The organism is Bradymonas sediminis (assembly GCF_003258315.1).
Lineage (GTDB): Bacteria > Myxococcota_A > Bradymonadia > Bradymonadales > Bradymonadaceae > Bradymonas > Bradymonas sediminis.
In genome coordinates this window covers 4375797-4388140 of record NZ_CP030032.1, presented here as the reverse complement: position 1 = coordinate 4388140, position 12344 = coordinate 4375797, and the positions used below count along the sequence as shown (strand labels likewise).

Here is a 12344-nt window from a genome sequence, read left to right as displayed (position 1 = left end):
AATACTGATTTGCAACCCTCTGCCTTTTAGGAATACGCGCATGAAGATCGATCAAAGCTACAATCCCGTCGAAGTCGAAGCCGAGTGGTACGATTATTGGGTCGATAAGGGGTATTTTCATGCCGACGAGACCAGCGATAAAGAGCCGTTTACCATCGTGATTCCGCCGCCCAACGTCACCGGCCGGCTGCATATGGGGCACGCGCTCTTCGTGACCCTGCAGGATATGATGATCCGCCAGAAGCGCATGCAGGGGTTTGAGACGCTGTGGCTGCCGGGCACCGACCACGCGGGCATCGCCACGCAAGTCATGGTCGAGCGCCAGCTCGCCGAAGAGGGGACAAATCGCCACGAGATCGGGCGCGAAGAGTTCATGAAGCGCGCCTGGGCCTGGAAGGAAGAGCACGGCGGCCAGATCATCGACCAGCTCAAGCGCATGGGCGCCTCCTGCGATTGGGAGCGCGAGCGCTTTACCCTGGACGATGGCTTAAACCGCTCGGTGAACGAGGCCTTCGTGAAGCTTTATAACGACGGCCTCATCTACCGCGGCCTGCGCATGGTCGACTGGGACCCGGTGGGCCAGACCGTGCTGTCGGACCTCGAGGTCGACCGCGAGGAAGAGAGCGGTCATATGTGGTATTTCAAATATCCCTTGAGCGACGGCTCCGGGCATATCACCATCGGCACGACGCGCCCCGAGACGATGCTCGGCGACACCGCGGTGGCCGTGCACCCCGACGACGAGCGCTACCAGGGGCTCATCGGCAAGACCCTCGACCTGCCGATCGTTGGGCGAAAAATCCCGATCATCGCCGACTCCGTGTTGCCCGACCCCGAGAAGGGCACCGGCGCTGTCAAGATCACGCCTGCGCATGACCCCAACGACTGGGAATGCGGCGAGCGCCATGAGCTTGAGGTGATCCAGGTGATTGGGTTCGACGCGACGATGAACGAGAACGCCCCCGAGGACTTCGTGGGGCTGGACCGCTACGACGCGCGCAAGCTCGTGGTCAAAAAGCTCAAGGAACTCGGCCTCTTTGACCGCGTCGAGGACACCCAATTCGCCCCGGGTCGCAGCGAGCGCACCGGCGTGGTCGTCGAGCCGCTGCCCATGCTTCAGTGGTTCGTCAACGCCGAGCCGATGGCCAAAAAGGCCACCGACGCGGTCGAGTCCGGGCGCACCGAGATCATCCCGGCGGTCTGGAAGAAGACCTACGACCACTTCATGTATAATATCCGCCCCTGGTGCATCAGCCGCCAGTTGTGGTGGGGCCACCAGATCCCGGCCTGGTATTGCGACGATTGCGAAGAGGTCATCGTCAGCCTGGACCCGCCGACCGCTTGCCCGAAATGCGCCAGCGAGAATCTCACCCGCGACCCGGACGTGCTCGACACCTGGTTCTCCAGCGCGCTGTGGCCCTTCTCGACCATGGGCTGGCCGGAAGAGACCGCGACGCTCAAGAAATTCTACCCCACCCAGGTCATGGAGACCGGATTTGATATCCTGTTCTTCTGGGTCGCCCGCATGATGATGATGGGCCTGTGGCTGATGGACGATGTGCCCTTCGAGAAGGTCTTCTTGCACGCGATGGTGCGCGACAAAGAGGGCAATAAGATGTCGAAGACCAAGGGCAACGTGGTCGACCCGCTGCATATGATCTACGGCGCCGACGCCAAGGAGCTCGACGCCAAGATCCACGCCGAGCTTCTGAACCAATACCCCGACGGCGTCGGCCCCCAGGGCGCCGACGCGCTGCGCTTCACGCTGGCGATCTACGCGGCGGCCGGGCGCGACATCAAGCTCGACATCAAACGCATCGAGGGCTACCGCGCGTTCCTGAACAAGCTGTGGAACGCCGCGCGCTTCGCCCTGATGAACCTTGAGGGCTACGAGGCCCCGGCCTACCAGACCTATCTGGACGCCTGGACCGACGCCGACGCGATGCCGTTTGACGCCGACGCGCTGTCGGTCGCGGACCGCTGGATCTTGAGCCGCTGCGAGCAGACGGTGGGCGCGGTGACCAAGGCCCTGGACGAATTCCAATTCAACGAGGCCGCCCAGCTGCTGTATAAATTCGTGTGGAACGAGCTCTGCGACTGGTATATCGAGCTGAGCAAAGACGTCTTGCACGACGGCCAGGACGCCGCGCCCGCCGCTCAAAAGGCCGCGCGCGACACCCTGACCTACGTCCTCGACGCCACGCTGCGCCTGATGCACCCGATCACGCCGTTCATCACCGAGGATATCTGGCAGGCGCTTCCGCACGCCGACGACGCCCCGGACAGCGTCATGATCGCCCCCTGGCCGGTGTCGCGCGCGGACTCGGACTTCGCCAAGGAGAACGCCCAATCGGCCGCCCAGATGGACCAGGTCATCGAGCTCATCACGGCCATCCGCGCGGTGCGCGGCGAGACGAACGTCAAGCCCGGCCGGGTCATCGAGACGGTGTATTTCGTGACCGCCGACGCCGACGCGGCCGCCGCCATCACCGCCGGCGAAAGCTATATCCAGCGCCTGGCCAAGGCCGAGAATATCGTCATCCAAAGCCCCGCCGACGCCGGCGCGGTCGAGGGCGCGGCCACCGCGGTGCGCGGCGCCGTCGAGATCCGCATCCCGCTGCTCGGCCTCATCGACGTCACCGAGGAGCTCGCGCGCCTCGACAAAGAGCTCGCCCGGGTCCAGGGCGACATCAAATATGTCACCGGCAAGCTCGGAAACGCGCGCTTTGTCGACAACGCGCCCGAGGCCATCGTCGCCAAGGAGCGCGCCAAGCACGCCCAATATCTTGAGGAGCAGGCCGCGCTGATGGCGTCGCGCAAGGATCTTGAGGCGCTGGCCGGTGGCGAGTAAATAATGCGAAAGGTGCGCGGGCGGCTCGCCCGTAAATGATATGAATGGGGCGCGTAAACCAAAAATACGCGCCTCCCAACATACTCTCACCCACCATGTGAATCCGGATCATCCCCGACAATCAACCCATACAACGCGCCAAGCTCTTCATAGACCTTGCCGATCCCGCCTGCCGGTTTTCCCAGCTGACGAAGTACCGTGTCGGGGACTTCAGCATGAGCCGGGTGCGCCTGAACCTGCGCAAGCTGGTTTCCTGCGCGCCAAAAATGGTCGAGGCAATCGCTCAGGGGCGTCGCCGTGTCGGCTAAAATTTCGCCTTGCGCCGTCGCATCGCTTCCAACACTTCGCAGTTGGCGCAGGTGTTCGAGCAGGGTGTCGCGGGAGCGGCCGCGCCAGCGAAAGATCAGAAATGGGTCCTCGTCGAATTTCTCGGCCAGGATATAAAAGACCGCCGCGATATGCTTGCAGGGGTTGGCGTAGTCGGGGCAGTTGCAACGGGTTTCCATCTCCTCGTAGGAGCTCGGAAAGAGCGAGAACGCGCAGGCTTCAAATGCCTCTTCGATATCGGCGGGCATCTGGCCGGCCAGCAGTTGTGCGGCGAAGCCGGCGCGCTCTGCCAATGTTTTTTCAACGCGTTTCCAGTCATCGTCGCCGAGTGAGGCCCCGCTGATTTGGACTTCGTATGGCGTGGCGCGCGACCCCTGGACCTGGGCGGTCGCCATGCCGTCATGGACGTCCATCGAGAGGACCTGGCCGCCGCGGGCGTAGCGTTTTCCGCGCTTGATGCGGCTGCTGATGCTAAAGGATTCGACCACCTCGACGAAGCGGCGTGACCACCATTGTTCACCAATCTCGCCGCGCCTGTTCTTTGATTTAATGCCGCCGTCGACCTTGCGCGGTGTGCTCTTTGGGAAGTAATGCCAACTCATATCAGGGTTTCCTCGGAGAGTTCGACCAGCTCGCGGAGTTCGTCGGTGGATAATTTCATCAGCCATCCCTCGCCGCTGGTGAGCACCTGGTCGGCGAGGTGTTTTTTGCGCTCAATGATGCCGTCGATTCGCTCTTCAATAGTCCCGGCGCAGATAAATTTGCGCACCTGAACATTGGCGGTCTGTCCGATGCGAAACGCGCGGTCGGTCGCCTGGTTTTCGACCGCCGGATTCCACCAGCGATCGTAGTGAATCACGTGGTTGGCCGCCGTCAATGTCAGGCCGGTGCCGCCAGCGTGAAGCGAGAGCAAGAAGAACGGCGGCCCCTCGGGCGATTGGAATTGCTCGACCATCGCGTCGCGCTGGCGTTGCGGCGTGGCGCCGTGCAGATAAAGGACGCGCCGGCCCAGCTTTTGCTGGAGTTGCCGGCGAATCAACCCGCCCATCTCGGTGTATTGGGTGAAGATGAGCGCCTTATCGCCGGCGTCCAGAATCTCCTCGGCGAGCCTTTCGAGCCGCTCAAGTTTGCCCGAGCGGGCGTCGATGGCGGAGCTGTCTTGGAGAAATTGCGCCGGGTGATTGCAGACCTGTTTGAGCTGCGTCATCAGCACCAGAATAAGTCCCTGGCGCTCGACCTTATCGGCGCGCTCAATGCGCGCAAGCATCTCCTCGACGACCGCCCTATAGAGGGTCGCCTGCTCCCGAGTAAGATTGCAATACTCTTTGATTTCGATCTTCTCAGGTAGGTCGGAAATGATGCTTTTGTCGGTCTTGAGCCGGCGCAGTATAAACGGCCCGGTGAGCCTGCGCAAAAGCTCGGCCTTGTGCGCGTCGCCCTGCGATTCGATCGGCTTTGCGATTTTTTTGTCAAACGCCTGGGCCGAGCCGAGCAAGCCGGGGTTCAAAAACTGCATGATCGACCACAGCTCAAGCAGCCTATTCTCAACCGGCGTGCCGGTCAGGGCGAGGCGACGTCGCGCCGATAGAGCGCGGACAGCCTGAGTGCGCCCGGCTGAGCTATTTTTGATCTTCTGAGCCTCGTCTAGCACAACCCGATGCCACGCGATCCCGCTGAGTTCCTCGACGTCGCTTCGCACCACCCCATAGGTCGTGATGATCAGATCCGCCTGGGCGATCGCCTCCAAGAGCTTATCGTCGCGGAGCCGCTCGGGGCCGTGATGCACATAAACCTGAAGCATGGGCGCAAATTTATGCGCCTCGCGCCGCCAATTGCCCACCACGGAGAGTGGGCAGACGACCATCGTCGTCCCGATTGTATTCGTCCCGGCGGATGCCCGCTCGCCACGCTCTTCGACCATTTTGGCCAGCACCTGGATCGTCTTTCCGAGTCCCATATCGTCGGCGAGGCAGGCGCCAAAACCGAGCTGCTCAAGATAGCCCAGCCAGGCGACGCCTCGCTCCTGATAGGGTCGCAAGACTCCATTAAACCCGTCTGGCGTCGTCGCGTCGGCGAGTTGGGCGTCGAAATCACGCTCCAGAAACTCGCCGAGCCAGCCCTCGAATTCATGCGCGATGACCGGAAGCGCCCCAGCGCCGCCCTCCAATCCCAGCCCGGTGCGGATCGCCTCGCCCGCCGTCATTTGGCCGCCCTCGCCCGCATCAAAGAGGCGCAGCGCACGCGCGATATCTTCGGGCCGAAGCGATACCCATTGCCCACGCATGCGCACCAGCGGCATTTTGAGCTCGGCGAGCCGTTCGAGCTCTTCGCGCGACAACTCCTGGTTGCCGAGCGCCACCTCCCAGTGAAATTCACATAGTTGGCTCACGCCCAGCCCGTGAGTTGAACTTCGCGGGTCGCTGGAACTCTTCGAGCGAACTTTGAGCTTTGCGCCGAGTCGCCGCTCCGGCTGCCCCCACCAGGCGGGCACGATGATGCCAAAACCCGATTGCTCCAACACCGGCGCACTCGTGTTCAAAAACGCATAGGCCTCGCCCGCGGACAAGTCGACGTGTGTGGGTTTTGCTGTGTGCAGGGCGCCTTCGAGGGCAGGAAAGAGCCGCAGCGCACGCCCCAATTCCTCAAGCAACGCCTCCTGGGGATGCTCCAGATTTCGCTCGAGGACTTTCAGAGTCCTCCCGCTGGATTGCCAGACGACCGCCGCTTCAATCAGCAAACTCGGGTCATCGGTTGCTTGCAGCAAAAAATCGACCCGCCATGGATCGGGGGGGAGCGACACGACGCCATCGTCGAAATCCGGCGCATCCTCAACGTCAGGCTCGGGTGGTGCGAGTCTAAAGCAAAGACGCATGCCTCGCTCTTCGGTAGCCCGAAGTGGCTGTGTCCAGGTGTGGAGGTCTTCGCCCAGCGAAGCTAAGTCTCTTGCAGCGGCGTTGAGTGCCCCATCGGTGCTGGCGAGCGCGTGAAGCCATTGTTGGTGCACCGTGTGAGATTGATGCGAACCGGTCTGCGCGCCGCCGGCAAGCAACTTCTCACGCACCAGAGCGTCGACAAGCTCATTAAGATGAGCGACGAGAACCCGCCGGGCCGACGGCATATCCACAGACTCCCAGCCATCATCCTTCGCGCTCCGAGCGATCGCCTCGTTGACGCCCGCCCGCGCCATCGGCGGCATCGCATCGCGCATCGCCTGCAACCGCGCAAAATCCTCTGCGGTTGCCGGCAGCGCGCGCCACACCGCGCGCGCGCCGTCATCGCCAAGCTTAACGCCCGGTAGCACCCGCCCCGCACGCACAAACTCCTCGGCCAACCTGGCCGCAACGCGCCAATAGCGCAGCGAATCGCCGAGCAAGGCGGCGTCGAATTCCTCCGGAAGCGCGCCCAGCAGGCTTGGCGCCTCGCCAGGCTTCAGCGCAAGCGTCGGCACCGTCCACGGCGCGAGGCGATCGAATGTGGGGTCGGGCTCCTCGTCGCGCACAAGCCGCGGCGATCCCTGCGGTCCATGTTTGCTCGACGGCAAAAGAAGCGTTAGATCCCCGGCGACGCACTCATCAGTCCCCACACATTCAGCAACCTCGCCGAGCACCGCCCGCAATGCCGTCACCGACGCGGCGAAGGGATGCGCGCGCGGCCTCGGAACCCGAGGCGGACGCCCCCGCTTTGGCGGATGCTGCGCCGCACTCCCCGGGTCCTCACCCCATAGATGCGCCCCGCCGTCTGGATGCCAATGATAATGTAGAACGAGCACGGTTTACCTCACAGCACTTCCGACGGTTACCTAGTTGACGATAAGTGACGTTGCTCTGACTTAACGGACACCTACTTTAGGCCGCAGTGGCCATTTCAGACTTGGCTGGACTGACCAAATCGAGTGCCGGGTGTACTCGCGGCCAATTGTAGAAGACCTCTATATTCGATGATCTCCGACCAGCGGAAGCGAATGATTAGAGTTGGTAGCGCGTTTGCTTCGCCGCTTCCGGATGGTTGCTGCTTAATTTAGCACAAAGGTGAGTAAATAATCTAAATGGAGCGCGGGCGGCTCGCCCGCAATGAATATAAATGGGGCGCGCTTTCCGAATTACCATGCCGCATCTCGCCGCGCCCCTTTATCGCCAGGCATCCCCCGAATCTCCGCTGCGTGCAACGCCCGAGACGACGAAGTCGCGAATCGACTGCGGCGGTGGCACCCGAAGGCGAAGCCTTACGTCTTCCGAGTCGTCTCTGAATTCTCAATCGCTATCGACATCTCGTCGCGCTGACCGTCTTCAGGGTTGAGGGCGCTCCGAATCACATACTTTTCCGGCCAACCCCGGCACCACCGCCGGGTTCCCGTGCGCGTCCAGCGCCACCATCACGAAGCGCCCGCGGGTGCCGAGTTGGCGGTCGCCGGTCAAGAGATCTTCGGCATAGAGGTCGACCTCGACCGTCAGCGAGGTGCGCCCGGTGGCGATGATCCGGGCGATGAGCTCGACCAATTGCCCCTGGCGCACCGGGACGTGAAAATCGCATTTCTCGCTGCTCGCGGTCACCACCGTGCGGCGTGCGTAGCGCGACGCGCAGATGAACGCGGCCTTGTCCATCAGGGCCAGCGCCTGGCCGCCAAAGAGCGTGCCATAGTGGTTGGTTTGCTGGGGGAAGACCATCTCGACGAGACGGCATTCGGTGGGCGGGGTGGGCAGAGAGGTTTCGACGTTTTGGGGCGGATTCGACGGCATTTGCGCGCTCCTGGGCTTAATAAAAGGGGGGCGAAAGCGCAGGAATGGACACAGGTCGGGGCAGGGGTGCACAGAGGGGTCTGCTCGGACCGAAACCTTCCCACGAGGCTTCCGGGTCAAGCTGGCCTGCGGCGATCGCTCGCCGGCCAGATGCGGGCAGGTCTTCGGACTCGTGAGCGGGTCGATTTGCACCGAATTCCTACGCCCCACGGCTTCCCGGCCCCCTCGGGGACCAGTGCACAGATGTGGGGTTCGTTCTCACTTACCGCTGCGGGGCAGCTCCGGATTCGCACCGGATTCCCTTTTAAGCCGCCGCGGACTCGCCCCGGCAGCACCAACACGCCGAGGAACCTGCAGCAGCCTATTGGGCTTGTCAACCCGGGCAGCATCGATTTACTTAAAGGTGAACCCGCGCCATTGGGATTGAGCGCGCCTCAAAAGGATCAAAGATATGCAGCTTGAGCCCGCCGAGCCGAACAAATTTCGTACACCCTTTCGGGTCATGTCGGGCTGTCTGGGCCTGCTCACGGGTACCAGCGGCCTGGTGCTCTTAGGGCTCGGGTCCATGGGGCGCTCCGCGTGCGGCCCGACCGTGCAGGCCGGCGAGCAGATGATAGAGAACGACGCCGGAAGTGGGCTAGAAGCGACGTTGGGGGTGTTTACGTCGCTCTTCGGCATGGCCGGGTCGGGGGTTTCTTGGTTGCTGCTCGCGCTCGGCTCGGCGCTCCTATTGGGCACGCTCATCTGGGCGGTTTTGGCGTATAAGGCGTTTGAGTCGCGCTGATGGGGCCCAAGAATATGTTCTGACCCGCCACGCCTGCCCCCCCCCCACTTTGTCAGGCGCAGAGAGTGTTGTCAGGCGCATAGGGATATGTTCAGCGAAGCTCGGCCAGATGCTTGCAGGCCGACTTATGGCCCGCGTCACAGCCGTCGGGCAAGCTGGGGTGAAGTTGGTCGACCTGAGCGACCGAAGCAACCCGCAGGTCATCGATGAGATCGAGATGAGCCAGGGTGCCTGGCGCGTGGCGGTCAACGAAGATGGAGACCTCGCCGTCTCCGATAACTCTGGCGATGGGGAAACCTTCCTGGGACGCTATCGCTGATCACGCATAGCTCGCATCACAAACGCCGCCCCCATACAATCGTGTGGGAGCGGCGTTTTCTTTTATCGCCCCCGTGCCCCAAAAACACCCCCGCACCTCCAATTTTCATTTGCCGCAACCCGCCCCCAGGCGCTATAGCGTGGGGTCCAATCGAGGCGCGCACTCAATGACGAGCGCGTCGCGACAAAACTTCACTATTTCGACACCGAATATCATGCTCTTTCAAGATATTATCCTCACTCTTCAGAAGTTCTGGGCCGACCAGGGCTGCGTTTTGCAGCAACCTTGGGACGTCGAGAAAGGCGCGGGCACCTATAACAAGGCGACGTTTTTGCGCGCGCTGGGGCCGGAGCCCTGGAAGGTCGCGTACGCGGAGCCGTGCCGGCGCCCCAGCGACGGGCGCTACGGCGAGAACCCGAACCGCCTCGGGGCGTATTTTCAGTTCCAAGTGCTCTTAAAGCCCAGCCCGGCCAACGTGCTCGACCTGTATTGGGACAGCCTCTACGCCATCGGTATCGACAAGATGGAGCACGACCTTCGCCTGGTCGAAGACGATTGGGAGCAGCCGACGCTCGGCGCCTGGGGGCTTGGCTGGGAGGTCTGGATCGACGGGATGGAGGCCACGCAATTCACGTATTTCCAGCAGGTCGGTGGCATCGAGCTGGACATCGTGCCGGCCGAGATCACCTACGGGCTTGAGCGCATCGCGATGTTCCTGCAGGGCGTCGACAGCGTGTACGACCTGGAGTGGGCCCCGGGCGTAAGCTACGGGCAAATCCGCCACCAGGAAGAGGTCGAGTTCAGTAAATTCCACTTCGACCAGGCCAATACCGAGCTGCATTTTAAGTGGTTTGACGAATTTGAGGCCGAGGCCAAACGCCTCGCCGAGCAGGGCCTGATCCTGCCCGCCTACGACTATACGATGAAGGCCGGGCACACCTTCAACGTGTTGGACGCGCGCGGCGCGATCAGCGTGACGGAGCGCCAGAAATATATTCGCCGCATCCGCACGCTCGCGCAGATGACCGCGAAGGGATTCTTGGCGCAGCGAAAAGAGCTCGGTTACCCGCTGCTCGCCCCCGAGGACGCCGCGAAATTATTGGCCGAAGAATCGTCCGATTAAGCCGCGTTTTCGCCCGACACGTCGCGTTGTTAAGACCCGAATTTAAGTACCCATCGTTGACCAAGAAAAGCCCATGCAATTGATTTTCGAGATTGGCTGTGAAGAGCTCCCCGCAAGTTTTTGCCAACCCGCGCTCGCGCAGATCGAGGCGACCTTCGCCGCGCGCGCCGACGAGCTGCGCCTGGGGTACGAGAGCCTGCGCACCGTGGCCACGCCGCGTCGCCTGACGCTTCTGGTCGAGGGGCTGGCCGCCAAACAGACCGACATTCAGGAAGAGCGCACTGGCCCGCCGGCCAAGGTCGCGTTCAAGGACGGCGAGCCGACCAAGGCGGCGCTGGGCTTTGCGCGCGGGCAGGGCGTGGACCCGGCCGACCTCTACACCGTCGAGACCGACAAGGGCGAATACCTCGCCGCCAACGTCTTCGAGGCGGGTCAGCCGACCGCGGAGCTGCTGCCGGAGCTGCTCCGCGAGATCATCCAGAAGCTCAACTTCCCCAAGTCGATGCGCTGGGCCGAGCGTCGTGAGCGCTTCGCCCGCCCGGTGCGCTGGATTCTGGCGGTCGCCGACGGCGAAGTCGTGCCGCTGAGCTTTGCCGGCGTCGACAGCTCGAACCTGACGCGCGGGCATCGCTTCGCGGCGCCCGACGCCTTCGAGGTCAAAGACATCGCGGGCTATATCGACGGCCTCAACGCGGCCCATGTCGTGGTCGACCCGGCCGAGCGCCGCGCGACCATCGAGCGCCTGCTCCAGGAGATGGCCGACGCCGCCGGTGGCGTGCTCGTCAAGGACCCGGACCTGGTCGACGAGGTGACCTTCTTGCTCGAGAAACCCCACGGCATCGCCATCAATTTTGGCGACGCGTATCTCGAGCTCCCCGACGAAGTTCTTATCTCGTCGATGCGCTCTCACCAGCGCTATTTCAGCCTCGCCACCGAAGAGGGCGGCCCGCTGATCTCGACCTGCTGCGTCATCTATAATACGCCGGTGGTGGACCCCAAAGAGGTCTATGACGGCAACCTTCGCGTGCTCCGAGCCCGCCTGGATGACGCGCGTTTCTTCTGGGATAAAGACCTCAAGAGCACGCTCGAAGCGCGTCTTGAGAAGCTCGACGATGTTGTGTGGCTGCAAAAACTCGGCTCGATGTATGACCGCTCGATGCGCATGGCCGCGTTGGCGGGCGATATCTCGTGGGCGCTCGGGTTCGACGAGGATGTCGAGCGCTGCGCCGAGGTCGGCGGGCTGTTGAGCAAGGTTGATCTGCTGACCGATATGGTCGGCGAATTCCCCGATCTGCAGGGCGTCATGGGCCGCGAATATGCGCTGGCCGACGGCGAGGAGCCGGCGATCGCCCAGGCGATCCACGAGCAATATATGCCCGGCGGCGCCGATGATGACGTGCCGTCTTCCGACGTCGGCGCGATCGTGGCGCTCGCCGAGAAGCTCGACGCGCTCGTCGGCTGCTTCGGCATTGGCCTCATCCCGACCAGCACCTCGGACCCCTACGCGCTTCGTCGCGCGGCGCTCGGCGTGATTCGTATCCTGCAGGAGCGCGAGTATAGCATCAGCCTGAGCGAGCTGTTTGAGATGGCGATTTCGGCCTATGAAGTGGTGCCGGATGACGACGACGAGACGGCGCTGATGGAGACCCCGCTGGAGACCGAGACCGATGAGCTGATTGAGCAGCTCCTCGACTTCGCGTCGACCCGTCTGAAATATCAACTCTCCGGTGACTTCCCGACCGACGTCGTGGACGCGGTGCTCGCCGCGAATCGCGACGACGTTTTGAGCGTGCGCGAGCGCGTCGAGGCGCTGGCCGCGCTGCGCACCGAGCCCGATTTCGAGCCGCTCGCCGCGGGCTTCAAGCGCGTGGTCAATATTTTGAAGAAGCAGACCGAGGAGAACGCCGCGGCGCCGGTCGACGAGGCGCTCTTCGCCGAGCCCCAGGAGTCCGCGCTCTACGCGGCGTATCTGGGCGCCCAAAAAGAGGTCGAGGCCGCCGTCGAGGCCCATGATTGGCCGAAGGCTTGTCAGGCGTTGATCAGCCTGAAGTCGCCGGTCGACGACTTCTTCGACAACGTCATGGTCATGGCCGAGGACGCGGCCCAGCGCGACAATCGCATCGCGTTGCTCGGCGAATTGCGCAGCCTATTTATGCGGGTTGCTGATATTTCGAAGATTCAGGTGGGCTAAGCGCCGCGCTTGA

8 protein-coding genes and 1 riboswitch are annotated in these 12344 nt (G+C 62.8%); of the genes, 5 read left to right on the top strand and 3 right to left on the bottom strand.

The features are described from left to right. Positions 1-40: 40 nt before the first annotated feature. The gene (locus DN745_RS16560) at positions 41-2851 is read left to right on the top strand and encodes a valine--tRNA ligase (RefSeq protein ID WP_111336544.1); all 2811 of its coding nucleotides are present in this window, start codon (positions 41-43) and stop codon (positions 2849-2851) included. Between the two features lie 86 nt (positions 2852-2937). Here the strand turns inward: DN745_RS16560 and DN745_RS16555 are convergent, their stop codons facing one another. From DN745_RS16555 to DN745_RS16545, 3 genes are all read right to left on the bottom strand, one after another. Continuing rightward, a complete protein-coding gene (locus DN745_RS16555) occupies positions 2938-3780 on the bottom strand; it encodes an SWIM zinc finger family protein (protein WP_111336542.1) in 843 nt (280 codons plus the stop codon). Further along, complete coding sequence (locus DN745_RS16550) at positions 3777-6803, bottom strand: DEAD/DEAH box helicase (protein ID WP_204355029.1); 3027 nt, start codon at positions 6801-6803, stop codon at positions 3777-3779. Before DN745_RS16550 ends, DN745_RS16555 begins: the two co-directional genes overlap by 4 nt. A gap of 661 nt (positions 6804-7464) precedes the next feature. Then, entirely contained in the window at positions 7465-7914 is a 450-nt protein-coding gene (locus tag DN745_RS16545) for an acyl-CoA thioesterase (RefSeq protein WP_111336538.1), read from the bottom strand. A gap of 138 nt (positions 7915-8052) precedes the next feature. Continuing rightward, a riboswitch (cobalamin riboswitch) is annotated at positions 8053-8268 on the bottom strand. Between the two features lie 97 nt (positions 8269-8365). Between DN745_RS16545 and DN745_RS16540 the strand changes: the two genes are divergently transcribed. From DN745_RS16540 to glyS, 4 genes are all read left to right on the top strand, one after another. Then, positions 8366-8698, top strand: a complete 333-nt coding sequence (locus tag DN745_RS16540) for a hypothetical protein (protein WP_111336536.1) — start codon at positions 8366-8368, stop codon at positions 8696-8698. 127 nt (positions 8699-8825) lie between these two features. Continuing rightward, positions 8826-9017 carry a hypothetical protein gene (locus DN745_RS16535; RefSeq protein ID WP_111336534.1) on the top strand — a complete coding sequence of 64 codons (192 nt, stop codon included), beginning with the start codon at positions 8826-8828 and terminating at the stop codon, positions 9015-9017. 214 nt (positions 9018-9231) lie between these two features. Further along, a complete protein-coding gene (locus tag DN745_RS16530; RefSeq protein ID WP_111337772.1) occupies positions 9232-10140 on the top strand; it encodes a glycine--tRNA ligase subunit alpha in 909 nt (302 codons plus the stop codon). 73 nt (positions 10141-10213) lie between these two features. After that, positions 10214-12331, top strand: coding sequence for a glycine--tRNA ligase subunit beta (gene glyS / locus DN745_RS16525; RefSeq protein WP_111336532.1), 2118 nt, complete (start codon positions 10214-10216; stop codon positions 12329-12331). Positions 12332-12344: the final 13 nt, after the last annotated feature.

Coding starts and splice junctions, on each gene's coding strand:
- DN745_RS16530 (WP_111337772.1), top strand. CDS start 9,232: ATGCTCTTTCAAGATATTATCCTCACTCTTCAGAAGTTCTGGGCCGAC.
- DN745_RS16545 (WP_111336538.1), bottom strand. CDS start 7,914: ATGCCGTCGAATCCGCCCCAAAACGTCGAAACCTCTCTGCCCACCCCG.
- DN745_RS16555 (WP_111336542.1), bottom strand. CDS start 3,780: ATGAGTTGGCATTACTTCCCAAAGAGCACACCGCGCAAGGTCGACGGC.
- DN745_RS16560 (WP_111336544.1), top strand. CDS start 41: ATGAAGATCGATCAAAGCTACAATCCCGTCGAAGTCGAAGCCGAGTGG.
- DN745_RS16535 (WP_111336534.1), top strand. CDS start 8,826: ATGGCCCGCGTCACAGCCGTCGGGCAAGCTGGGGTGAAGTTGGTCGAC.
- glyS (WP_111336532.1), top strand. CDS start 10,214: ATGCAATTGATTTTCGAGATTGGCTGTGAAGAGCTCCCCGCAAGTTTT.
- DN745_RS16540 (WP_111336536.1), top strand. CDS start 8,366: ATGCAGCTTGAGCCCGCCGAGCCGAACAAATTTCGTACACCCTTTCGG.